The organism is Pseudoalteromonas sp. Z9A6 (genome assembly GCF_011378805.1).
In the GTDB taxonomy this organism is placed as follows: Bacteria; Pseudomonadota; Gammaproteobacteria; order Enterobacterales; family Alteromonadaceae; genus Pseudoalteromonas; species Pseudoalteromonas distincta.
Genome location: NZ_WTKZ01000004.1, coordinates 47,787 through 73,770, shown reverse-complemented (window position 1 = coordinate 73,770; position 25,984 = coordinate 47,787). Strand labels below are relative to the sequence as shown.

General features: G+C 39.2%; 19 protein-coding genes. 7 read left to right on the top strand and 12 right to left on the bottom strand.

Translation table 11 applies throughout. The annotated features are described in order from the left end of the window. Window positions 1-18 precede the first annotated feature (18 nt). Window positions 19-342, top strand: coding sequence for a hypothetical protein (locus tag GQR53_RS02635; RefSeq protein WP_165742781.1), 324 nt, complete (start codon window positions 19-21; stop codon window positions 340-342). A 13-nt stretch (window positions 343-355) separates the two neighbouring features. Here the strand turns inward: GQR53_RS02635 and GQR53_RS02630 are convergent, their stop codons facing one another. The 3 genes from GQR53_RS02630 to gltB all read right to left on the bottom strand — a co-directional run bounded on the left by GQR53_RS02630 (window position 356) and on the right by gltB (window position 8,051). Further along, a complete protein-coding gene (locus tag GQR53_RS02630) occupies window positions 356-1,378 on the bottom strand; it encodes a GGDEF domain-containing protein (RefSeq protein ID WP_331461819.1) in 1,023 nt (340 codons plus the stop codon). Window positions 1,379-2,168: 790 nt separating this feature from the next. Further along, entirely contained in the window at window positions 2,169-3,584 is a 1,416-nt protein-coding gene (locus GQR53_RS02625; protein WP_165742779.1) for an FAD-dependent oxidoreductase, read from the bottom strand. 9 nt (window positions 3,585-3,593) lie between these two features. Beyond that, window positions 3,594-8,051, bottom strand: a complete 4,458-nt coding sequence (gene gltB / locus GQR53_RS02620) for a glutamate synthase large subunit (protein ID WP_004335377.1) — start codon at window positions 8,049-8,051, stop codon at window positions 3,594-3,596. Between the two features lie 677 nt (window positions 8,052-8,728). On the opposite strand from gltB, the gene GQR53_RS02615 reads away from it, so the two are divergent. Next, window positions 8,729-10,003 (top strand): ATP-binding protein, encoded by a 1,275-nt coding sequence (locus GQR53_RS02615; protein WP_165742778.1) that lies wholly within the window; start codon window positions 8,729-8,731, stop codon window positions 10,001-10,003. Between the two features lie 201 nt (window positions 10,004-10,204). Here the strand turns inward: GQR53_RS02615 and GQR53_RS02610 are convergent, their stop codons facing one another. Then, a complete protein-coding gene (locus tag GQR53_RS02610; protein ID WP_165742777.1) occupies window positions 10,205-10,543 on the bottom strand; it encodes a Grx4 family monothiol glutaredoxin in 339 nt (112 codons plus the stop codon). A 266-nt stretch (window positions 10,544-10,809) separates the two neighbouring features. Between GQR53_RS02610 and GQR53_RS02605 the strand changes: the two genes are divergently transcribed. The 4 genes from GQR53_RS02605 to GQR53_RS02590 all read left to right on the top strand — a co-directional run bounded on the left by GQR53_RS02605 (window position 10,810) and on the right by GQR53_RS02590 (window position 16,373). Beyond that, on the top strand, window positions 10,810-11,391 hold the full coding sequence (locus GQR53_RS02605; protein ID WP_002960323.1) for a Fe-Mn family superoxide dismutase: 582 nt from the start codon (window positions 10,810-10,812) through the stop codon (window positions 11,389-11,391). Between the two features lie 210 nt (window positions 11,392-11,601). Beyond that, window positions 11,602-13,524 (top strand): PrkA family serine protein kinase, encoded by a 1,923-nt coding sequence (locus GQR53_RS02600; RefSeq protein ID WP_165742776.1) that lies wholly within the window; start codon window positions 11,602-11,604, stop codon window positions 13,522-13,524. A 31-nt stretch (window positions 13,525-13,555) separates the two neighbouring features. Beyond that, window positions 13,556-14,839, top strand: coding sequence for a YeaH/YhbH family protein (locus GQR53_RS02595; protein ID WP_007375849.1), 1,284 nt, complete (start codon window positions 13,556-13,558; stop codon window positions 14,837-14,839). Window positions 14,840-14,858: 19 nt separating this feature from the next. Then, a complete protein-coding gene (locus tag GQR53_RS02590) occupies window positions 14,859-16,373 on the top strand; it encodes a SpoVR family protein (RefSeq protein ID WP_165742775.1) in 1,515 nt (504 codons plus the stop codon). Window positions 16,374-16,471: 98 nt separating this feature from the next. Here the strand turns inward: GQR53_RS02590 and GQR53_RS02585 are convergent, their stop codons facing one another. Together GQR53_RS02585 and GQR53_RS02580 are read right to left on the bottom strand one after the other, a co-directional pair. Then, a complete protein-coding gene (locus GQR53_RS02585; RefSeq protein ID WP_165742774.1) occupies window positions 16,472-17,443 on the bottom strand; it encodes a diguanylate cyclase in 972 nt (323 codons plus the stop codon). Between the two features lie 3 nt (window positions 17,444-17,446). After that, a complete protein-coding gene (locus GQR53_RS02580; RefSeq protein ID WP_024605320.1) occupies window positions 17,447-18,451 on the bottom strand; it encodes a response regulator in 1,005 nt (334 codons plus the stop codon). 232 nt (window positions 18,452-18,683) lie between these two features. Between GQR53_RS02580 and tpx the strand changes: the two genes are divergently transcribed. Next, on the top strand, window positions 18,684-19,265 hold the full coding sequence (tpx, locus tag GQR53_RS02575) for a thiol peroxidase (RefSeq protein WP_165742773.1): 582 nt from the start codon (window positions 18,684-18,686) through the stop codon (window positions 19,263-19,265). Between the two features lie 88 nt (window positions 19,266-19,353). Here tpx and adk read toward each other — a convergent pair whose 3' ends face one another. The 6 genes from adk to GQR53_RS02545 all read right to left on the bottom strand — a co-directional run bounded on the left by adk (window position 19,354) and on the right by GQR53_RS02545 (window position 25,940). Next, a complete protein-coding gene (adk, locus tag GQR53_RS02570) occupies window positions 19,354-19,998 on the bottom strand; it encodes an adenylate kinase (protein ID WP_039487425.1) in 645 nt (214 codons plus the stop codon). A gap of 190 nt (window positions 19,999-20,188) precedes the next feature. After that, window positions 20,189-22,102, bottom strand: a complete 1,914-nt coding sequence (gene htpG, locus GQR53_RS02565; RefSeq protein WP_002962320.1) for a molecular chaperone HtpG — start codon at window positions 22,100-22,102, stop codon at window positions 20,189-20,191. A 118-nt stretch (window positions 22,103-22,220) separates the two neighbouring features. Further along, window positions 22,221-22,958, bottom strand: coding sequence for an RluA family pseudouridine synthase (locus GQR53_RS02560; RefSeq protein WP_165742772.1), 738 nt, complete (start codon window positions 22,956-22,958; stop codon window positions 22,221-22,223). Window positions 22,959-22,962: 4 nt separating this feature from the next. Continuing rightward, a complete protein-coding gene (locus GQR53_RS02555; RefSeq protein ID WP_165742771.1) occupies window positions 22,963-24,864 on the bottom strand; it encodes an MFS transporter in 1,902 nt (633 codons plus the stop codon). Window positions 24,865-24,997: 133 nt separating this feature from the next. Then, window positions 24,998-25,606 carry a recombination mediator RecR gene (gene recR / locus GQR53_RS02550; protein ID WP_165742770.1) on the bottom strand — a complete coding sequence of 203 codons (609 nt, stop codon included), beginning with the start codon at window positions 25,604-25,606 and terminating at the stop codon, window positions 24,998-25,000. Window positions 25,607-25,613: 7 nt separating this feature from the next. After that, window positions 25,614-25,940, bottom strand: a complete 327-nt coding sequence (locus GQR53_RS02545; RefSeq protein WP_002962306.1) for a YbaB/EbfC family nucleoid-associated protein — start codon at window positions 25,938-25,940, stop codon at window positions 25,614-25,616. Between the last annotated feature and the right edge of the window lie 44 nt (window positions 25,941-25,984).

The window sequence follows — 25,984 nt, the reverse complement described above, 5'->3', positions numbered from 1 at the left end:
GCTTTGAAGGATTAAATAATGCACAGTACTTTAGTTAATTTTTGTATCATTTTAAGTTGGTTTTTATTAGCGCTAAGCAGCTGTTTAATAATTTTTAGTAAATATAAGCATACTTACTTTAAACAGCGTTTACTGAGGTTTTTAAATAGCTTTTTAGTTCTTCAGATAATCGCCGTAGCCTATTACTTTACTAGCGAAAAAATAAATAACCTAAGTGACTTAGGCATCAGTTATTGGGTATTAATTACAATGCAGATTGCCTGTAATGCAATGTGTTACATGAGCGTAAAGCGCAGAAAGGCTAAAATAAAGCCATCACTTGATTCGTTTTCAATGGATTAAAGTAGATAAACTTTTAAGAAGAACACGTTCTGTTTTTACCTTGCGCTTTTGCTTTATAAAGTAGTTCATCAGCACGCTTGATATCAAGATCAATTGAGCGTTCGGCACTTGCAGACATAACACCAATACTTAGCGTAATATTGGTACTATCTGAAAATAAGCTCACAGCTGAAGCTTTAAGGGTGTTGTGGATTTTTTCTGCAACTTGCTCCCCCTGCTCAACTGTTGCATCTGGAATAACAATTAAAAACTCCTCTCCGCCCCAACGTGATGCAATCGCATTTTTTGGAATACTTTTATCAAAGGTTTTAGCTAACTGAATAAGTGCTTCATCGCCAAAATCATGGCCGAATTGATCATTAATTTTTTTAAAATTATCTACATCAGCTAATAAAATTACAAAGGGGGTATTATTATCTTTCAGCTCACTTTTGAAAGCCACAAGCTTATTCATGGTATAGCGACGGTTTGGCAGGTTGGTGAGTGGATCTATAGTTGCTAAAAATTCATTCTTTTGACTCAAAGCAATTATTTTACTGCTGTATTTTTCTCTTGAAAACTCGTAGTAGCCACTCAGCGACGCGACAATTATAAAAGCGAGTATGATTCTGATAGGAAACTGTTCCGGACTATAGTCATATATATTGAATGTATCAGCGCAGTAAAAGCCTAAAACAATCGCTAATAAAAACAAAATTATATCAAATGTACCTCGCTTAAGTCCGCGTATTGAATAAGTAACAGGAGACACTATGAATATCCATATAGGCCCTGTTCCTTGTGCTCCACCAGTGAGGACTAGGTAAAACATTAGTGCATAAAGGTTGTATAAAATTATAGTGCCTGACTTCTCTACTCCCCTACTTATGCTAAATGCCAATAAATAAACAAACGAAGAAACCACCAAGGTACACGCTAATAAATAACTGCTATTAATAAATGCTAAGCTAGCCATAGAAAACGTTGCTATAAACCCTATTGAAGAGAAGAATCGAACAATGAGTTTCCTTTCCGACTTGTTTGAATATTCGTACATAATTTCTATTTATTTTATTAATATATAAAAGCTTACTTGTACACAGAAAGTAAGCAAACCGTAAACAGCGTGCGATAATGGACCAACTTTATATTTAAATCAACTCTTAAGATTAGTTATTTCGGGTTGATAAAAGCGAATACTTTAACCATTACTTACCTTTGTTAGGGATAATGCAATAATATTAAGGGTTAAAAAATAAATAAGTTTACTTTTTTATTCCCACACTACCCGCACTAATAGTACTAGTAATAGTTAAAGTAGTGATATAACACACGTAGTTAAAGATGGTGTTAACGGTACTGTATATATGTATTGAGCCAAGCAACCAATCAATTAACTCTTCAAATCAAAGTATTTATACAACGATGCAAACAAGAGTTATAGCATATTAAGCAACAAAAGAAGCTACAGATTATGGCCAAATAACGTTAGCTAGTACTACTGAAAATCCAAAAAAATCGAGTTGCTATAAGGATATGCCTGTACCCTTGTGTTGGTTAAGTAAAGCGTAAAGTTTGATGTATGAATTAACCCTCAAGGCTGCTTAATAGATGCCCTAAGCATCCGTATTTAGCTCGAAACAAGCTCACCCACACTAAAGCATAATAATCCCTCTTGGTAGTACTCTAAAGGTAAAAACTCAAGGTTTCGCTAAAGAAAGCTATGCTACAGGTGATATTAATATAATACCGTTTGTGGCTAACTACGTTGACATTACATTCGAATAAAACAATAAAAAAAGCAAGCCAGTTGGCTTGCTTCTTATTTATTTTATTAATACGAACAACTAAACTTTTAAGTAATCCATAATACCTTCTGCAGCATTACGTCCTTCAAAAATAGCGGTTACCACTAAATCTGAACCACGCACAATATCGCCACCAGCAAATATTTTAGGGTTCGTTGTTTGATGTGTAAATTCACCCTGTTCTGGTGCATTAATGCCGCCCCAGTGGTTTATTTCTACATCGTATTTTTCTAACCAATCCATTTTGTGAGGCTGGAAACCAAATGCCATAATAACTTGGTCAGCTTCTATCACATGCTCTGAACCAGGTACTTCTTCAGCACGACTTCTGCCATTTGCGTCAGGTTCGCCTAATTTAGTTTTAACCATTCTAACGCCAGTTACTTTACCTTTATCGTTCAATACAATGCCTTTAGGCTGAACGTTATAGGTAAATATAACGCCTTCTTCTTTGGCGTTTTTAACTTCACGTTTAGAACCAGGCATATTTTCTTTATCACGACGATAAGCACACGTTACTTTTGCAGCATTTTGACGAATAGACGTACGCACACAGTCCATCGCTGTATCACCACCACCAAGTACAACGACTTTTTGGTTAGCCATATCAATACACGGCTGCTTAGTCTCGTCATAGCCCATTACACGGTTAGTGTTACCAATCAAAAACGGGAGTGCATCGTGAACACCTGGTGCATCTTCATTTTCAAGACCTGCACGCATACTTTGATACGTACCAACTCCTAAAAATACGGCGTCGTAATCAGCTAAAATTTGATCAAGCGTAATATCAACACCTACTTCAACATTTAACTTAAACTCCACGCCCATTTCAATGAAAATTTCACGGCGCTTTTGCATCACTTCTTTTTCAAGTTTAAAAGAAGGAATACCAAACGTGAGTAGTCCGCCAATTTCTGGGTGACGATCAAACACTACTGGTTTTACGCCGTTACGAACTAAAATATCAGCACACCCTAAACCAGCTGGGCCTGCACCAATAATAGCTACTTTTTTGTCGGTCCAAGTTACATAAGACATATCAGGCTTCCAGCCCATTTTAAATGCCTCATCGGTAATGTATTTTTCAATATTACCAATTGTAACCGCACCAAACTCTTCATCTAATGTACACGAACCTTCACACAAACGGTCTTGTGGGCAAACACGCCCACAAACCTCTGGTAAGCTATTTGTACGATGAGAAAGCTCTGCTGCCTCTATAATACGACCTGTGCGTATTAACTTTAACCATTGTGGAATGTAGTTATGTACTGGGCACTTCCACTCACAATACGGGTTACCACAATCTAAACAACGATCAGCTTGTGAGTTAACCTGATTCTCTGAAAAGGGTTCGTAAATTTCTACGAAAGATTTTTTACGTGACGAGATTGGTTTTTTGCGTGGGTCTACACGCTGCACGTCTATAAATTGATATACATTTTCGCTCATACTGCCCCCTTATTGCGCCTGAACACGTAGTTCGGCACTACTGCGAGCGCGATGCCCGAGTAAACTTTTTACGTCGCTTGATTTTGGTTTTACTAATTTGAACATCGGTAAGTACAGTTCAAAGTTAGCTAAAATGCTTTCTGCTCTGCACGAACCCGTAAGCTCTAAATGCTCAGCAATTAAGCCGCGTAAATGTTCTTGATGCGACGTTAATTCGTCTAGTGTTACTATTTCTACAAGCTCTGGATTAATGCGTTTTTCAAAATCATTTCGCTCATCTAAAATATAAGCAAAACCACCAGTCATACCCGCGCCAAAGTTAACACCTACATTACCAAGTACACACACAACGCCACCGGTCATGTATTCACAACCGTTGTCACCTACACCTTCAACAACCGCTTGCACACCTGAGTTACGAACTGCAAAGCGCTCACCGGCACAACCCGCTGCAAACAGTTTTCCGCCTGTAGCGCCGTACAAGCATGTGTTTCCGGCAATGGTTGCTTTATGGCTTTCAAAAGATGAGCCAAGTGGTGGACGAATCACTAACTTACCACCAGCCATGCCTTTACCTACGTAATCGTTAGCATCGCCAACCAATGTCATTTCAAGACCACCGGCATTCCAAACACCAAACGATTGACCCGCCGTACCGTGTAATTCAATTGCTACGGGGTCTGCCGCCATACCTTGATTACCGTGTTTATCAGCAATATAACCCGAAAGCATTGCACCTACAGAGCGGTCAGTATTACAAATACGACTCACAAGCGAGATACCGCTTGACGTATCAATTGCCTCTTGCGCTTTAGCTAATAAACTTTCGTTTAACTTACCTAGGTAATGCGAACTGTTAGGCGCACTACAATACAGCGTTTCGCCAGTTGGGTTGTTCGGCTGAGCAATAACAGACGATAAATCAATTTTCTTCTGCTTTGCAGTTTTGCCTTCAATTTCTTCTAATAAATCTAAACGGCCAATTAAGTCAGTTAAATTTGCAACGCCTAGGCTAGCCATAATTTCACGCGCTTCTTGCGCTATAAACTTAAAGTAGTTCATCGCCATTTCTGGTAAGCCGTGATAATGCTTTTGACGAAGTGTTTCGTCTTGTGTTGCAACACCGGTCGCACAGTTATTTAAGTGACAAATACGTAAATATTTACACCCAAGGGCAACCATTGGACCAGTACCAAAGCCAAAGCTTTCAGCACCTAAAATTGCCGCTTTAATAATATCTAAACCTGTTTTTAAGCCACCATCTGTTTGCAGGCGAATGCGATGACGAAGGCCATTTTCAACTAGTGCTTGCTGTGTTTCAGCAAGTCCAAGCTCCCATGGGCTACCCGCATATTTAACAGAAGTAAGTGGGCTTGCGCCTGTACCGCCGTCGTAGCCAGAAATAGTAATTAAATCGGCATATGCTTTAGCAACACCTGTTGCAATGGTTCCCACACCTGGCTCTGAAACAAGTTTTACAGAAATAAGTGCTTTAGGGTTTACTTGTTTTAAATCGAAAATTAGCTGTGCTAAATCTTCAATTGAGTAAATATCGTGATGCGGTGGTGGCGAAATTAACGTAACACCTGGTACCGAATAACGAAGCTTAGCAATATACGGCGTTACTTTTTCACCTGGTAATTGTCCACCTTCGCCTGGTTTTGCACCTTGCGCTACTTTAATTTGAATAACGTCAGCACTGCGTAAGTAATGAGGCGTTACACCAAATCGACCTGAAGCGACTTGTTTAATACGCGAGTTTTTCTCTGTACCATAACGCAGTTTATCTTCACCGCCTTCACCCGAGTTTGAACAACCACCTAAGCGGTTCATTGCAATTGCTAGCGCTTCATGCGCTTCTGGTGATAACGCACCAATACTCATTGCTGCTGAGTCAAAACGCTTGTATAGGTTTTCTGCAGACTCTACTTCATCGATGCTTATACCTTGCTCAGGTAATTTAAGCGCTAACATATCGCGCAAAGTCGCAATTGGACGATTATTAACTAAATCAGCGTACGCACTGTAGTCTTTATAATCACCTGATCGAACCGCTTTTTGCAGAGTTTGAATAACATCTGGATTATAAGCATGATACTCACCACCGTGAACGTACTTAAATAAACCACCGTGGCTTAATAATTTACGCTTACTTAAAGCAAGTTTGTGCAAACTTTGCTGATCGTCATCAAAGTCGGTAAAGCATGCACCTTGTATACGACTTGCAACGCCTTTAAAGCACATTTCAATAATCGCATCAGATAATCCCACCGCTTCAAACAACATTGAACAACGATAAGACGCAACCGTACTTATGCCCATTTTAGACATAATTTTGTATAAGCCTTTATTAATGGCTTTACGATAAGCAAGGGTCACTTCGCAATACGACTTATCAATAATTTTGCTGTCGCTCATCGCAACTAACGATTCATACGCAAGGTATGGATAAATTGCCGTAGCACCAAAACCTAATAGCACAGCAAATTGGTGCGCATCTCGCACGCTGCCAGTTTCAATGATAATATTTGATTCACAGCGCAAGTTGTTATCAACTAAGCGTTTTTGTACCGCACCTACAGCCATAGCTGCTGGAATTGGTAAATTTATTTCATCAAAGTTACGGTCAGTTAAAATAAGCATGATACAGCCCGCAGCTGCTTTTTCTTGTGCTTGGTCACAAATACGCGTAACCGCGTTTTCTAAACCCTCTTCAACTGTGTAGGTAATATCAATTTTACAGTAGCTGTAGTGCGCTTCATCAGCATTTAATAGCTGCTGCATGTCTGCGTACATTAAAATTGGTGTATCAAACTGTAGGCGCTTAGCGTGGCCTGTTGTTTCGTTAAATACGTTTTGCTCACTACCAATACAGGTTGCAAGCGACATTACATGGTTTTCACGTAGTGGATCGATAGGTGGATTTGTTACTTGCGCAAATTTTTGGCGGAAGTAATCATAAAGTGAACGATGCCCTTCACTAAGCACAGCAAATGGCGTGTCATCACCCATTGAGCCTGTCGCTTCTTGGCCGTTTTCACCCATTACACGAATAACGCTATCAAGCTCTTCGTTGGTATAACCAAACATTTTTTGATATTTAGCTAGCGTTTCGTCATCAAATGAGCGATTACCAGCGTCTTGCTCAGTAAGTTCTTCAAATGGAACTAAACGTTTAACGTTTTCTTCAAGCCATGACTTGTAAGGATGGCGAGATTTTAAATCCTGATCGATTTCATCCGAGTGCCAGATTTTGCCAAGTTTAGTATCAATAACTAATAATTCACCTGGACCAACACGGCCTTTTTCAACCACTTCATCGGCAGTGTAATCCCAAATACCCACTTCTGATGCAAGCGTAATAAAACCATCTTGTGTAATTACATAACGTGCTGGGCGAAGTCCATTACGGTCAAGGTTACACGCCGCAAAACGACCATCCGACATAACAATACCTGCCGGGCCATCCCATGGTTCCATATGCATAGAGTTAAAATCGTAAAATGCACGTAAATCGTCGTCCATTGCACGGTTTTTCTGCCATGCAGGCGGCACGAGCATACGCATAGCGCGGAATAAATCCATGCCGCCAGCTAAAAATAGCTCAAGCATATTATCTAGGCTTGATGAATCAGAACCGGTTTCGTTTACAAACGGCGCTGCGCTTTGTAAATCAGGAATAAGCGGTGACGCAAATTTATAAGAACGTGCGCGTGCCCACTGGCGGTTACCTTCAATAGTATTAATTTCACCATTGTGTGCTAAATAGCGGAAAGGTTGAGCTAAAGGCCAACGCGGCTGAGTATTAGTAGAAAAGCGCTGATGGAAAACACAAATCGCACTCGTCATACGAATATCAGCTAAATCTAGGTAAAAATTAGGTAAATCCGCAGGCATCATTAAGCCTTTATAGATAGTTACCAAACCAGATAGACTTGCGATATAGAAAGCTTCATCATCAACAATGCGCTTTTCAGCGCGGCGGCGTGCTACATATAAGCGACGCTCTAAGTCTTTAGAACGCCAACCTTCTGGCGCGCTAACAAAAATTTGTTCAAAACCTGGTAATTGCTGTACAGCAATAGGACCCAACATAGATGGGTCGGTTGGTACAACACGCCAACCTAAAATATTTAGCGTTTCTTTTTCTAATTCTTCGCTAAGTATTTGTTTTGCAGCTTGTGCTAAAACAGGGTCTGAATTTAAAAATATCATACCCACTGCGTAGTTTTTGCCTAAGTGCCAATTATGTTCACTGGCAATTGCACGGAAAAAGCTATCTGGTTTTTGTAATAATAAACCACAGCCATCACCTGTTTTACCATCGGCAGATATACCGCCACGGTGCTGCATGCGATCAAGCCCCGTAATAGCAGTACGAATAAGCCTATGACTAGCTTGACCATTAACTTGGGCTATTAAGCCAAAGCCACAATTTTCTTTTTCTAACTTTGAGTCGTATAACATAGACCCCTCCCCTTGCTGCACTGTTAGCGTGGATGAACTGCTCGACGATTTGCTAACAGACGGACAAAACTAGCCTCTATCTTAAATAGAGTCAATAGCACTTTGAATACATATTCACATTCTTGAATATTTCTCACTTCATAGCAAGATTTCTTTTTATCATTATTTTTAACATTTAGCGTTATTTTAACCACTATTTTTTCATGACACTGGTGTCAAGTTTAACATATTGTAAAAAACACAAGCGCCCAAAGCCGCAGCTTACGTAAACGTAAAGGCAAGCAAAAGTGAATAAGTATTCAACATATGAAGGGCTATTCAGTTAACATTTAGATAGTTTTATGCTATTTCATTACTTTAATGGCTTAACACTCCCGATTATTGCTGCTCATTAGTATAGTTATGAAAGTTCATGTCCTTTTTTGTACATTAATAGTGAATTTTTATTTAAAGCGGTGTCCGATGCGGACATCATTTTCAAGAAAAAAATAAAAAGCACTTTAATATCAATGCGATAATAGTTGGCATATTAATCGTATAGCTTTACATATAATCGCTAATTGGAATTACCATGTTTACTCTAAGCTTATTTTTACTCTCTCCTATTGCCGCCATTTGCACCGCAGCTTTATTACTGCTGTGCGAAAAATACATAAAAGCAATGTAGGGGGAATTAAATGATTAAAGATACCAGCGCACAAGACGTACAAGTAAAGGCACCTATAAGCTATAAAAAATACGCGATAATCACTGCGATTGTTTTCATTGTGGTCTCTACAGTTGCTTATATTTTTTTAACGAGTCATAGCGCTAAAAGCTCTATTAGCCGCTCAAAAGTACAGATTGCAAAAGTACATGTTAAAGCGCTCATTCGAGACATTGCCGCCAGTGGTAAAATTGTTGCTGCGTTACTGGCCTATAGCCATAATGATGAATTAGGTCATTTGTGCCAGCTTTATAACCAAACTGCAAAGCAATTAAGACAAGAAAAACAATGGGTTTACCAACGAGAGTTGATGCTTGATAAGGTATTACAAAATTCCCCTCAAGCTGTATTATTGGTGAATGATAATGATTTTATTGTTTATAGTAATCATAGTGCGAGGGATTTTTTTAATGCAAGTACAGCCCTTGAAGGCGAAAAAATCTCATTATTATTATCTAAAGCTCCACAGCAAATAATTAATGCCGTTAATAAAGGCGTAGATGGTTTATTTATTCTCGATAAAGCAGAACAAGAACCGCAAACATGGCATCTTTCAATGGGTCGCTTATTGCTTAACAACCAGCACCACAGGTTGTTTGTATTTAAACAATTGAGCCGCCAAGAAGTTGAAGTTTGGAAAAAGGTTATTCGGATCATTAGCCATGAACTCAATAACTCACTAGGTCCTATGTCATCCATGTTACATAGTGCACAGCTGTTAACGCAGAAAGTGGATGAACCTCGTTTACAACGCGTTTTCACTACCATTGAAGAGCGGATAAAGCATTTAAACGAGTTCGTTCAAGGCTATGGTAAGTTTGCTAAACTACCACCACCTAAAATAACAACGGTTGATTGGCATTCATTACTCGATCAATTACAAAGCCAATGGCAATTTAATTGCGACCTTCAAAAAGAAATCACCACACGAGCCGATCAAACCCAAATAGAGCAATTACTCATTAATCTGTTGAAAAACGCACATGAATCAGAGTCGCTAGCAGAGCATATTAGTTTAAAAATAACACAAGATAGCCTCGGCACTCATATTAATGTGAGCGATCAAGGAAAAGGTATGAGTGAAACGGTTATGGCCAGTGCGCTTATCCCTTTTTATTCTACCAAGGTGGCAGGAAGTGGATTAGGGTTGGCACTGTGTCGAGAAATTGTTGAAGCTCATCATGGGCAAATTAGTCTACACAATCGGGACGTCGGCGGGATCAGTGTTTTTGTAAGTTTACCTTGAGAGTTGTTTAACTTTAAGGCTGAAAGCCTATCCAATTTAGGGGCGATTCAATCGCGCTCTGAAGTTTGTGGCCTTGAAAGCTAAGTAAAAGCCTAATAAAGCTGCCTTATCACTCCTTACTTTTAGCGTATAAGCAACAACCGTAAATTATTTATAGACATAAAAAAAGCTGCAAATTGCAGCTTTTTTTAGCCTAAACACTTATTCAGCGTCTGCAGGTTTATGCTTTGCAGCTGTTTCTGCAATCAGTGGTTGTAATTCACCGCGTTGAAACATTTCGATAATAATGTCACAACCACCAACTAATTCGCCATCTACCCAAAGTTGTGGGAATGTTGGCCAATTTGCGTATGCTGGAAGCTCAGCACGAATGTCTGGATTAAGTAAAATATCAACGTATGCAAATGGTTCACCACATGACATTAACGCTTGCGATGCTTGTGAAGAAAAACCACAATTTGGTAATTTTGGTGACCCTTTCATGAAAAGGATTATTGGATTTTCTGAAATTTGCTGTTTAATTTTATCAATGGTTTCCATCTACAACCTCAAAGTAACGATAGCTAAATATATTTAGGTCTTGAAAATAACTCATCGTGACCACAAATATATAACTTAAAATGGGCAAATAAAGCCGCAATTGAAATAGTCTTTCGCAATAGCATTGCTGTTTGCTTAAACTTGAGTAAAATACTCAACAATTATAGTAACACTATATTACCGCTTGGTATAGGTAACTGCTCTGTTTCAACAGGCATTACGTATTACCAAATGGACTATCAACCAAAGAAGATGGAGATAAAAAAATGGCATTTGAACTACCGTCACTACCATATGCAATCGACGCACTTGAGCCACATATTTCAAAAGAAACGCTAGAGTTTCACCATGGCAAACACCACAACACATACGTGGTTAAGCTTAATGGTTTAATCCCTGGTACTGAGTTTGAAAACAAATCTCTAGAAGAGATCGTATGTTCATCAGAAGGCGGCGTATTTAACAACGCAGCACAAATCTGGAACCATACTTTTTACTGGAACAGCTTATCTCCAAACGGCGGCGGCGAGCCTACTGGCGCAGTTGCTGATGCAATCAACGCTAAATGGGGTTCTTTTGATGCGTTTAAAGATGCATTAAATGACAAAGCAGTAAATAACTTTGGTTCAAGCTGGACGTGGTTAGTTAAGCTTGCTGATGGTTCACTAGACATCGTTAATACATCTAACGCTGCTACACCATTAACTGATGATGGCGTTACTCCAATCCTTACAGTGGATTTATGGGAACACGCTTACTACATCGATTACCGTAACGTTCGTCCAGATTACCTTAAAGGTTTTTGGTCGCTTGTTAACTGGGAATTCGCGAACGCTAACTTCGCTTAATTAGCCTTTAAACGCTAATGTAAAAAAGACGCTTAGGCGTCTTTTTTTGTTTCTTGTTTATCACACCTAAGCGTCTCATCATTTAATAAAACGCTTTTAGTAACATGATCTTTTTTCACTTAAATTTTTAATTTTATTGCACAAAAATACACATTCGTGACTAGACTTTAAAAGGTAAGCACCTTTTTACAGCGGGTTTCGGAGGTTATTATGACGATTTTTGAGCATTACCAAGCACGATACGAAGCGGCACAGGAAGAAGAATACAGTATCGCTGAATTTCTTGAGATTTGTAAAACCGATAAGTCTGCCTACGCCAGCGCACCAGAACGCCTACTCATGGCAATTGGCGAACCACACATGGTAGATACCGCAACGGATGCACGACTAAGTCGATTATTTTCAAATAGAGTAGTTGCGCGCTACCCTGCCTTTGCTGATTTTTATGGTATGGAAGACGCCATTGAGCAAATAGTCTCTTATTTAAAACATGCGGCTCAGGGGCTAGAAGAATGCAAACAAGTGCTTTATTTACTTGGACCTGTTGGTGGGGGTAAATCATCCATTGCTGAAAAACTAAAGTATTTAATGCAACAAGTGCCTATTTATTCAATTAAAGGGTCTCCTGTAAACGACCACCCCCTCTCTTTGTTTGATCCTATCGAAGATGCAGACGTACTCAGCAAAGAATGCGGTATTAAACCGCGCTACTTAAAAACCATTATGTCGCCTTGGGCTGGCAAACGCTTAAAAGAGTTCAATGGTGATATAAGCCAGTTTAGAGTGGTTAAACGCTACCCTTCTATTTTAAACCAAATAGGCATTGCCAAAACCGAACCAGGAGATGAAAACAACCAAGATATTTCAGCACTGGTTGGTAAGGTCGATATTCGCCAGCTTGAGCACTTTGCCCAAAACGATCCTGATGCATACGCCTACTCTGGCTCTTTATGTTTAGCTAACCAAGGGCTGATGGAATTTGTAGAAATGTTTAAAGCGCCTATTAAAGTGCTGCATCCTTTACTTACCGCCACCCAAGAAGGTAACTATAACGGCACAGAAGGCATTAGTGCCCTGCCCTTTAATGGCATGATCCTCGCTCACTCTAATGAGTCTGAGTGGCAAACCTTTAAAAACAATAAAAACAACGAAGCATTTTTAGACCGTGTTTATATTGTAAAAGTCCCTTATTGCTTACGTGTAACTGAAGAAATTAAAATTTACGACAAATTACTTGAGCACAGCGAGCTATACAACGCGCCATGTGCACCGGGTACACTTAAAACATTGGCGCAATTTACGACGCTATCACGTTTAAAAGAGCCAGAAAATTCAAGTATCTATTCTAAAATGCGGGTATACGATGGCGAGACCCTAAAAGATACCGACCCTAAAGCAAAATCGTATCAAGAGTATCGTGATTACGCAGGGGTTGATGAAGGTATGACGGGGCTCTCTACGCGCTTTGCGTTTAAAATTTTGTCCCGAGTGTTTAACTTTGATACCACTGAGGTTGCTGCAAATCCGGTGCATTTGTTCTATGTGCTTGAGCAACAGATAGAGCGCGAGCAATTTTCAAGTGAAATAGAAGAGCGTTATTTAAGCTTTTTAAAAGGCTATTTAATTCCACAATATGTCGAGTTTATAGGTAAAGAACTGCAAACCGCTTATTTAGAATCGTATTCGGAATATGGACAAAATATTTTTGACCGTTATGTTATTTATGCAGATTTTTGGATACAAGACCAAGAATATAGAGACCCCGATACAGGACAACTATTTGACCGCGCAGCGCTAAACGCTGAACTTGAAAAAATAGAAAAGCCAGCGGGTATTTCTAATCCTAAAGATTTTCGTAATGAAATAGTGAACTTTGTACTGCGTGCCCGCGCACACAACAACGGTAAAAACCCACTATGGACAAGCTACGAAAAACTACGCACGGTGATTGAGAAAAAAATGTTCTCTAATACCGAAGATTTACTCCCTGTTATTTCGTTTAATACTAAAACGTCTGCAGAGGATCAGCAAAAGCACGAAGACTTTGTGAACCGTATGGTCGAAAAAGGCTATACACAAAAACAAGTTCGCTTGCTTTCTGAGTGGTATTTACGGGTTAGAAAATCGCAATAACCTTCATAGTCGTAGTATATAGGAGGTCAATATGGCGCATTTTATAGATAGGCGTTTAAACGGAAAAAATAAAAGTACGCTTAATCGCCAGCGCTTTATTAGGCGCTATAAAAAACAAATTAAAGAAGCGGTTTCAGATGCGATTAACAAACGCAGCGTTACCGATTCAAGCTCTGGTGAGAGTATTTCTATTCCACAACGCGATATCAGCGAACCTACATTTCATCAAGGGCAAGGCGGGAATAGAGAACAAATTCACCCTGGTAACGATCAGTTTTCTACAGGTGATAAAATTGAGCGCCCTAAAGGCGGACAAGGCGGTGGTGCCGGTGAAGGTGACGCCAGCGATTCGGGCGAGGGACAAGATGAGTTTGTATTTTCAATATCAAAAGATGAATACCTTGATTTACTGTTTGAAGATCTAGAACTTCCTAACTTACAAGAGAACCAGCTTGATAAGTTAGTGCAAATGAAAACCCATCGCGCAGGTTTTTGTAGCGACGGCATGCCAAGTAATATTGACATTGTCCGCTCTCTTCAAGGCTCGCTTGCACGCCGTGTGGCAATGAGTGCAGGTAAAAAACGTCGTTTAAAAGAGCTCGAAGAACAACTTGCTCTGCTGCTTGCTGGTCCACATAACGATAAAGCGGCAATTGCTTTATTACAAAAAGAAATTGCAGCATTAAAAGTGCAAATTAAGTCGGTTCCGTTTATTGATAACTACGATTTACGTTTTCGTAATTACGAAAAGCGCCCTCACCCCACCAGCAAAGCGGTGATGTTTTGTATTATGGATGTGTCAGGCTCAATGGATCAGCCAACAAAAGACATGGCAAAGCGTTTTTATATTTTGCTCTATCAATTTTTAACACGCAGCTATAAAGACATAGAAGTTGTTTATATTCGCCACCACACACAAGCAAAAGAAGTAGACGAGCAAGAGTTTTTTTATTCTCAAGAAACTGGCGGCACTATTGTTTCAAGCGCTCTTAAATTAATGAACGAAATAATAAAAGAGCGTTATCACGCAAATGAGTGGAATGTATACGCCGCACAAGCCTCTGATGGCGATAACTGGGCGGACGACACCCCGCAGTGTGGTGAAATTTTACGTAATAAGCTCTTAAGCGCAGTACGTTATTTTGCTTATATTGAAATAACCACTCGTGCTCATCAAAGCCTATGGCGCGAATATGAATCTATAACACACAGCCATAATAATTTCGCCATACAGCATATTCAAAGCGTTGAAGATATCTACCCAATTTTCAGGGAGCTATTTAAAAAAGGTCGTCAACAGCAAAACTCTGCATAGCCTAAAGCGAGGTAGCATTATGAATGATAAACGATTGAGTGATGGCCCAGATTGGACCTTTAATTTATTAGATGAGTACCAAGGTGAAATTGCTCGTGTTGCAGCTCACTATAGGTTAGACACCTACCCTAATCAAATTGAAGTGATAACCGCAGAGCAAATGATGGATGCTTACTCAAGTGTTGGTATGCCTATTGGCTACAGTCATTGGTCGTACGGTAAAAAGTTCATTCAAACAGAGCAAAATTATAAGCGCGGACAAATGGGTCTCGCGTACGAAATAGTGATAAATTCAGACCCTTGTATTGCGTACTTAATGGAAGAAAACACCCTACCTATGCAAGCGCTTGTAATGGCACATGCGTGTTACGGACATAACTCATTTTTTAAAGGTAATTACTTATTTAAAACCTGGACCGATGCAGGTTCAATTATTGATTACTTGGTATTTGCTAAAAACTACATAAGCCGCTGTGAAGAAAAGCATGGTATTACACAAGTAGAAGCCCTTCTCGACTCATGTCATGCATTAATGAATTACGGGGTCGATCGCTACAAACGTCCACAACAAATATCGCTATTTGAAGAGCAAAAACGCCAACAAGAGCGCGAAGACTACCTTCAATCGCAAGTAAACGAATTATGGCGAACTATTCCTGAGCAACAGCAAGAAACCAAAAAGAAAGTCCGCCATTTCCCTTCTGAACCTCAAGAAAATATTTTGTATTTTATTGAAAAAAATGCCCCATTACTGGACTCTTGGCAACGTGAAGTGATACGTATTGTTCGTAAAATTTCGCAATACTTTTACCCACAAAAACAAACTCAAGTAATGAACGAAGGCTGGGCAACTTTTTGGCATTACACCATCCTTAATCACTTATATGATGAGGGAAAGCTCACCGACTCTTTCATGTTAGAGTTTCTACAAAGCCACACCAACGTAGTTTGTCAGCCACCTTATAACAGTAAATATTATTCAGGCATTAACCCATATGCTTTAGGCTTTAATATGATGGTTGATATTCGCAGAATATGTGAACACCCAACTGAAGAAGATAAACGCTGGTTTCCTGAATATGCAGGTAGTAACTGGCTATATACACTGCATTTTGCAATGGAAAACTTTAAAGATGAGAGTTTTATTAGCCAGTTTTTATCGCCTAAGTTAATTCGTGATTTTAAATTATTTACTATTATTGACCATACTAATAATCCCCATTTAGAGATTGGCGCAATACATAACGACAACGGCTATAAGGCAGTGAGAGAAGCACTCTCAGCGCAGTACAATTTAAGTAATCATGAGCCTAACATTCAAGTGTATGATGTTGATATTAGAGGTGACCGTTCATTAACCCTACGCTATGTACCTCATAACAATATTCCTTTAGCAAACTCGCACGAGGAAGTGCTTAAGCATCTTTACAGATTATGGGGCTTTAAAGTAAAACTAGAGCAAGAGTCAAATTCTGGTGAGGTTTCAATGATTGGTCAATGCCCAATAGATGACTCTCGACACACAACACAATAATAAAGGGCAATACAATTTTCATACTGATTGGGTTTGCTCAGCAAATTGTAAAAACACGGTATTATTTAACCCTAAATTCTGGATATAAAAAATGACGCTTAAGTGTCATTTTTTATATCTGTATAGGCTGTCACCTTGTTTCGGCCTGTATTTTTTGAGTGATATAACGCTTTATCGGCAGCTTCTATCCAACGCTCATGATTTTTAAAATCATTACTATTGCCAGCAAAGCCGATGCTCACCGTCATTGTTATTTCAAAGTGTTTATACTTAACAGGGTTACTTTCAATCAATACCCTTAAACGCTCAGCAAATACAAAAGCGCCTTCTTTATCTGTATCAAGTAATGTCACTGCAAACTCTTCACCGCCATAGCGCCCTGCAACATCAGTCTCGCGCAGCGTCGTACGTAGTAAGTTAGATAAATGACGAAGCGATTCATCACCACAGCTATGACCATATTCATCATTTATTTTTTTAAAGTGATCAATATCAAACATTAATAATGTACTACAGCCACCACTTCGCTTAACTCTTAAAAACTCTTGGCGTAGCGTACCTTCCCAGTGTCCACGGTTTGCAAGCTGCGTTAAGCTATCTGTTTGACTTACTTGTTCTAATTTTTTATTTAACTCTTCAAGCTCTTTTTTATTTACCGCGACATCTGTTACATCATACAAAATAATACAAATATGGCTAACTTCACCCATCGTATTAGTAAGAGGGATGAATGTCGCATTTTGATACATGTAATCAGCTTTACCAGTAATAGGTCGATAATTTTTAAATCTAAAAATGTATGGCTGCTGCTCCCAAATAGTAAAGGAGCGGTTTTTTAAAACAAAAACCGATTCTGATTTACTTCTAAACCATTTTTCGTCTATTGCTGGAAATAAATCAAATAGATCTTTATCTTTTACTGCGCTTGGTAGAAGCCCTGAATGGTTTTCCATAAAACCATTCCATACACACACCTTATAATCCCTATCGAGTACCACAAGGCCTACATCAACGGTATTAAACATATCCATTAACCAATGGATCTCATTCATTTCTAAATCAGCGGCCATAACTTAATCTTCTAATAGGTAAGCAACTTTGTATTTCAAAGTTTTAAGTGAATCTTCAGTAAATAACAGCATGAGGTCGCAATTTATATCATGGTTTTCAATACCGTAACTAATCTCTATTGCAAGGGTGCGTTGCCAACGTGACTTGTTTGATTTAACCAACTCAGATACATCTCTGTGTTGGCCAAGTACAATCGGGTGCCCTTGACTAAATGACATATCGAGCTGTTTTGAAAGACCCGTTAAAATAGCGCCTATCAAAATATTACTAATATCCATAAGCAGCTCAAGTTCAACTTTATCGTTTAACTCGCCGTCATAGTTCATCAAAGAAGCTATTTCTTTAAAGCTTGAATCATTTAAAAGTAATAGCGCCTCGCCCGAAATACCACCGCCAATAAAGCCCTGGCACACACCCGATGTAGCTGCGTTATTATCTATAGACTGCAGCGCCATATCGAGTTCGTTAACTTCTAAAATATTTACATTCGGAATTGGAAGCTTTACAAACACATTAAGCAGACGTGCAAGTAAATCCCCTGCTTGGCCCATAGCAACGTTAGTGAGCTCTTGGTATATGTCACGTACATCAGGGTCAACTTGCTCTCCTAATGAATGAGAGAAACGTTCACGCATGGCTTTGTCTTTAATTCCATGGTGTTCAATTATGCTGGCTAGTTTTTCTGGGGAACATGGCTTTTGAATAAAATCGATAGCACCCAGCTCAAGCACTCTTTGGTGTGCACTTGGTTGTATATCACCAGAGACAACAACAGTAAGTATATTAAGCCCTTGTTCTTTCATAGCTATTAATACTTCATAGCCATCCATTTCTGGCATGTTTAAATCGAGAAAAAGTATCTCTGGTTCAATTAATTTTATTTGCTTTATGCAGTCAACGCCGTCAAGTGCAAATTCAACTTTAATGTCCCAATCTTCAGGTAATGAACGAGCTAACTGACGCCTAGCTAATTTTGAGTCATCACATATTAATACTGATGTTGACATATTATCTCTCTGTTTCTAAACCCGTCATGAGCATTAAAATCATTGTATAAAGGTTTTTATTTTTATTATTAAAGATATCTTTTGTAACTCCATGTTAATCAAAGTTTAGCCCAGTTACAATTTTTATATCGCAGAGCTTATATCTACTCTATTAGCAGGTTTAATCACTTGGTAACTAAAGCCCAGTATAATACACTGACGCCCATTGCGTTAATTTAAAAGGAAATACCTTATGTTACGTTCACTTGCCTTTGCTTTGAGTGCATTTTGTTCTGTGGCTATTGCAGCCGACTATCCAGAAAACACACTTGATGCAGGAAAAGTATCCGCGCAAGGCAAACTAGTCACTTTATTAGGCAAAGGGATCTCTGTTGGAGATAGCGCGCCAAACTTTAAAGTTGTTGATGACAACTTTATTCCAGTGACACTTGAGGATTATAAAGGCCAAGCTGTATTAATAAGTGTAGTACCCAGCCTAGATACCGGCATTTGTAGCCTGCAAACTAAGCACTTTAATGAAAAAGTAGCCTCACAATTCCCAAGTGTAGTTATGCTAACAATTAGTGCTGATTTACCATTTGCTCAAAAGCGTTTTTGCAAAGCTGAAAATATCGATAAAATCACTACGTTATCAGATTCTGTTTGGCGTGATTTTGGTCAGAAATACGGATTGATTATTAAAGATATGGGCTTACTAACGCGAACAGTCTTTATTTTAGATGAAAGCCATAACGTCATTTATAAACAGTTAGTTAGTAGCCTTTCAACTGAACCAGAATACAACAGCGTAATTGAGAAACTTAAAACATTGTAAAGTCCATTAAGTAGCACTAATTAAGCAATGCTAAATAGCCTTAAAACAAAAAACCGCCAATTGGCGGTTTTTTAATGTGCTTTTATAATTAACCTAAAAGTTCACCAAGTTGTTGGCTAACAGTTTCAACAGCTTGTGTACCATCTAGTTTATGGTATTGAGTATTACCAGCAGCCGCTTCTGCTTGATAGTAATCAACCAATGGCATAGTTTGCTCGTGGTAAATACCTAAACGTTTACGTACTGTTTCTTCAGTATCATCAGCGCGAACAATTAAGTCATCCCCAGTTTCGTTGTCTTTACCTTCCACTTTTGGTGGATTATAAACAACGTGGTAAACACGACCAGAACCAGGATGAACGCGACGTCCGCCCATACGCTCAACAATGACTTCATCAGCCACGTCAAATTCAATAACGTGATCAACCACTACGCCATTTTCTTTCATTGCATCCGCTTGCGGGATTGTACGCGGGAAGCCATCAAGTAAAAAACCTTTCTCACAATCCGCTTTAGTAATACGCTCTTTAACTAAACCAATAATAATATCGTCAGAAATTAGTTGACCAGCATCCATTACTTTTTTTGCTTCTAGACCTAGTGGCGTACCTTCTTTAATCGCCGCACGTAACATATCGCCAGTAGAAATTTGTGGAATACCGTATTTGTCCATTAAAAACTGAGCTTGAGTACCTTTACCTGCACCCGGCGCGCCCAAAAGAATAATGCGCATATTATTGTCCCCTAGTATGGATATTTATTTTAAAGCCTGAATTCTTCCACAAGCGCCGCCGATACTCAAGCAACTTATACTAATTGATGAGCCGTTGGGTGTTTACAGGGCATTAAAAAAGGGAACACACGTTCCCTTTTATTTAAAGTACATAATTTATACTTTATTAACTGAGTAAATAGCTATTTGCTTATTTACTTAGTTCAAGCATCAATTTATTTAAGCGAGTAACAAATCCTGTTGGATCTTTAAGTGTACCGCGTTCTGCAAGTAGTGCTTGATCTAGTAAAACGTGTGACCACTGCGCAAACTTATCTTCATCTTGTTCGTCATTTAAGTGCTTAACAAGTTGATGATCTGGGTTTAGCTCAAACACAGGTTTTGCTTCAGGGGCTGCTTGACCAACAGATTCCATTAGCTTTTGCATTTGTGAGCTCATGTCGTTGTCGTCGCTTACAACACATGCTGGAGAATCTGTTAAGCGGTGCGTAAAGCGCACTTCTTTAACGTCATCACCTAGTGCTGTTTTAATACGTTCAACAAGGCCAGCCATTTCTTTTTCAGACTCTTCTTGCGCTTTTTTAGTTTCTTCGTCGTCAAGCTTACCTAAATCTAAGTCACCACGTGTGATCGACTGTAGTTGCTTATCAGCAAATTCAGTTAAGTGGCTCATCATCCACTCGTCAACACGGTCACTTAGTAGTAATACTTCAATGCCTTTTTTGCGGAAAATCTCTAAATGCGGTGAGTTTTTCGCAGCGGTGAATGTATCAGCTACTACGTAGTAAATTTTGTCTTGGCCTTCGTTCATGCGTTCAACATATTGCTCAAGCGACACATCTTGTGTTTCTGAATCAGTGTGTGTCGAAGAAAAACGAAGTAGCTTACAAATAGCTTCTTTATTTGCAGCATCTTCAGCTGGGCCTTCTTTCATTACTTGACCAAACTCATTCCAAAATACTTGGTAATCGTCAGCTTTGTTTTTAGCCATACGCTCAAGCATTTTAATAATACGCGATGTACACCCTTTACGAATAGCTTGCGTTACTTTGTTGTCTTGTAGAATTTCACGAGATACGTTCAGTGGTAAATCGTTTGAATCTAGTAAGCCTTTTACAAAGCGAAGGTAGCTTGGCATGAATTGCTCAGCATCATCCATTACAAACACACGTTGTACGTAAAGTTTTAAACCACTTTGACGTTCACGGTTCCATAAGTCGAAAGGTGCTTTTTTAGGAATATATAAAAGGCTAGTGTATTCAGTTTTACCTTCAACCTTATTATGTGCCCAGCTAAGTGGCTCTTCCCAATCATGGCTTACATGCTTGTAAAACTCTTTGTATTCATCATCAGAAAGCTCTGATTTATCGCGTGTCCACAATGCAGTCGCGCGGTTAATGCTTTCCCACTCACCTGGTACTGCTGGAATTTTTTCGCCGTCTTCACCTTCAGATTCTGGCACTTCTGCTTTAAACATTTGTACTGGCGTTGAGATGTGATCAGAGTATTTAGTAACGATACTACGTAGGCGCCAGTCATCAGCAAATTCTTTTTCTTCATCGCGAAGATGTAAAATAATGTCGGTACCACGGCCTTCTTTTTCAATTTCTTGAAGTGTGTATTCGCCTTCACCTTGAGATTCCCACTCGTATGCGGTTGTTTCACCGGCTTTGCGTGTACGAACAGTTACTAAATCAGCAACAATAAATGCAGAGTAAAAACCTACACCAAATTGACCAATTAACTGTGAATCTTTACTTTGATCGCCTGTTAAGTTTTTGAAAAACTCAGCAGTACCCGACTTTGCAATAGTACCTAATGAGCTAATGATTTCATCTCGCGTCATACCAATACCATTATCTGAAATGGTAATTGTATTTGCTTCTTTATCTGCACTAATACGAACACGTAAATCGGCATCACCTTGGTAAAGGTCACCTTGAGATAATGCTAAAAAGCGTAACTTGTCTGCTGCGTCTGATGCATTTGACACAAGCTCACGTAAAAATATTTCTTTATTTGAATAAAGAGAATGAATCATTAAGTTTAATAATTGTTTTACTTCTGTTTGAAAGCCTAATGTTTCTTTTTGTGCTGCAGTCATTTATATATCTCCAATTTGCAAAGTGTCTGCGTTATGCACTTAATATGGGGTGAGGTGTTAGAACTTCAAGGGAAAAATTTAAAAAAGGTGAAACGAAAACAAAGAACCATTAATTTGTTTAAAACGAATGCGGACAATTAATATGAATCTTTTCACCAGTTGTTGGATGTTCAAAATATAAATCGCTGGCATGTAATTGTAACCGCCCTGCCATATGTTCACTTTGCGCACTTTTATATAAATCACAGCCTAAAATTGGGTGCCCTATAAACTGGCTGTGTATTCGTAATTGATGGGTACGCCCGGTAATAGGTGTAAATTGCACTAAGGTTCTGCACGGCTGCCTGAGCCGCTCAAGTACTTTATATTCACTCAGCGCTGTTTTACCTGTCGATTGGCAAATTTTAACACGCGGAAAAAGTAGTTTATCTTTTGCAATTGGCGCAGTAATTTGCCCATCATCAACAGCCAAGCATCCCTCTAACATGGCTACATAACGCTTTTGAATAGTGCGTGCCTGAAATTGCTTATTAATGTGCTTTGACGCAATCGCGTTTAATCCAACAATCATAATGCCCGATGTGCCAAAATCTAGCCGATGCGGTAACTTAGCCTCTGCGAATGCAGCTGTTAAGCCCTTTTGACCATTTACTAAGCGGTAATGCACTGAGTCCCAATTAAGCGGATTTTTACCTGATAAGCTTAATAGTCCACTGGGTTTATTGATCAGTAAAATATCATCATCTTGATATAATATTTCAATAAACCCGTCGCACTTAGGGGCTAAAAAATCATCAACTATAAGGGGTTGTTCTGAAGGTGTTTGCGATGTTGAGTTAGCCATTAAGTTAATCATTAAATTAGTCACTATCTTTTGAATGAAGCGCTTTTAAAGCCAATACTTTTTCACGTAAATCATCTGCTACTACTTTATCAGCAGCAATCGGGGCACCAACTGCAACCGACACCAAAGACCATTTTAATCGAGGTAATTGCCATTTAGCTTTACGGCTAAACATGCTGCCCCATAAACCACCTAAGTGCACAGGAATAACGGGCACAGGTGAGCGCTCAATAATGCGCTCGATTCCACGGCGAAAAATATCCACTGAGCCGTCACTGGTTAGTTTTCCTTCAGGGAAAATACCAACAAGTTCGCCTTTATTAAGCGCAGCAGCCACTTCATCAAAGGCTTTTTTAAACGCTTCTGGGTTGGTTTTTTCACTGTTAATGGGAATAGCCTTAGCCATTTTAAATAACCAATGTAGGGCCGGTGAATAATAAATAGGGGCAAATACCATAAACCGGATAGGCCTTGGTGATGCGGCTAAAATAAACATCCAATCAACAAAGCTGACATGATTACACACGACAACCGCAGCGCCTGCATCAGGTATATTACTTTCACCTTTTGTACGCACTCTGTACATACAAATAGCTAAAATATATATAATAAATCGTAAAAAGAACTCTGGTACCTTGGTATAAATATAAACAGAGATAAGTAAGTTTAGCCCAGCAAGTAACAGTAGCAACTCTGAAATACTCCACTGAAAAACAGACAGCGTTACAATACTTAAAACAGCACTGCCCACCATAAACAGTGCATTTAATACATTGTTAGCCGCTATAACTCGTGAGCGACTCGACTCTTCAGTACGCTGTTGAATAAGCGCATACAGCGGTACAGTGTAAAAACCAGAACCAATACCAATGCCTGCCATCCATACAAAGTGCCACACCATATCGCCTGTTTTTAATAGCTCCTGAAGCGTCATTAACTCAGGGTGTTGAGGTAAATAAGAGCTAATGGCTGGCTCTTGGCTCAGTAAGTATAAAAACAAGGTAATTAAGATAGCGCCAAAAGGCACAATTCCTAATTCTATTCGAGAGCGAGAAAGCTTTTCACACAGTAACGAACCAATCGCAATACTTAGTGAAAACACAACCAGTGCGCTAGTTACAACCAGTTCATCACCGCCCATGGTGTGTTTTACATAATTTGGTAGGGACGTTAAAACGATGGCGCCAATTAACCAAAACCAACTGATCCCAAGTACTGATTTACCAACCGATTCTGTTTGCGAATTAAGTGCTGAAAATACGTTTTTTGTGGATGAAAATATATTATAGGTAAATTTTAAGTTAGGCTCGTTTGCTTCACTAGTGGGTATAAAGCGACTGCTCACATAACCCATCACGGCCAAGACTAATACTGCAATACTTATAAGCGTAGGCCCTACTGATTGAGTAATATAATAAGTGCCAAAAATTGTACCCATTAGTATGGCCACAAACGTGCCTGATTCAACCAAACCATTCGCTTTTGTTAATTCATTAGGTGCTACGTGCTGCGGTAAAATAGAATATTTTAATGGACCAAAAAACGTACTTTGCACGCCCATTAAAAATACGGTGGCTAACATTAGCCACACATACTGCGTTAAAATAGAAACTGCCCCTACAACCATAATAGGGATTTCACATAGTTTTACGATTCTAATCAATTTTGATTTTTCTGTTTTTTCTGCAAGCTGCCCTGCCATCCCTGAAAATAAAAAGAATGGAAGAATAAATAACCCAGCAGCAATATTTGAATAAAGTGCGCCATCTGCAAGCGTTGCAGCCTGAAATATTAATAGAATAAGCACTGATTGCTTATACACGTTATCGTTTATCGCTGAGAAAAACTGCGTAATAAAAAGCGGTAAAAAACGCTTACTACCGAGTAATGCACTTTGATAGGGTTGGTTATCTTTCATTGTATTCCTTACTAATTAGAGACATAGCCCAAAAATATATTAGATTGTTTTTAAGCTTACCTTAAAAACGAAAAAGCCTACATGATTTAATCATGTAGGCTTTTGTAATTTGTTTTCAAATAGTGACTTAGAGCTAGTCTTGAGTAACTAGGCGCCTGCCGCTAAAGGCATGCATAAGTGTTCTACCATCTACTAAATCAAGCTCACCTCCCACAGGAATACCATGGGCAATACGTGAAGCGCCTACTTTGTATTTTTGACAAAGCTGAGCAATATAATGTGCGGTAGTATCGCCTTCAACGGTAGGGTTAGTCGCTAAAATAACCTCATTAATATCGCCTTGAGCAAGCTTTTGCTCTAAAACATCTAAGCCAATCTCTTTAGGACCAATACCGTCTATTGGCGATAAGTGACCCATTAATACAAAGTATAGACCTAAATACTGACCTGTTTGCTCGATGGCAAGTACGTCAGTAGGCGATTCAACAACACATAATATACCGCTGTCTTGGCGTTTTGTACTTAAACAAATATCGCACTGAGCTTGTTCGCAAAAAGTACGACAAGACTGACAGTGCCCTATGGCCCTCATTGCTTTAGTGAGTGCATTGCCCAGCTGAGTGCCTCCCTTTCGGTCGCGCTCAAGCAGGTGAAAAGCAATACGTTGCGCTGACTTTGGACCAATGCCCGGTTGACAGCGCAGTGCTTCTATAAGCTGATTTAAACTATCTGAAAGTTGCATTATTGACTTAAAACGGCATTTTCATACCTGGTGGTAATTGCATACCGCCAGTTACTTTACCCATACGCTCTTGTGTTTCTTCTGCAACACGGCGAACAGCATCGTTACATGCTGCTGCAAGTAAGTCTTCAATCATGTCTTTGTCGTCTTCCATCAAGCTTTCATCAAGCTGAACACGACGTACATTGTGGTTACCAAGCATAGTTACTTTAACTAAACCTGCACCGGCTTCACCAACAACTTCAAGAGTTGCGATTTCGTCTTGGGCTTTTTGCATGCGATCTTGCATTTGCTGCGCTTGCTTCATCATGTTGCCCATTCCACCTTTAAACATAACTTTCTCTCTTTCTTTTAATACATTAATTAACATGAACATAA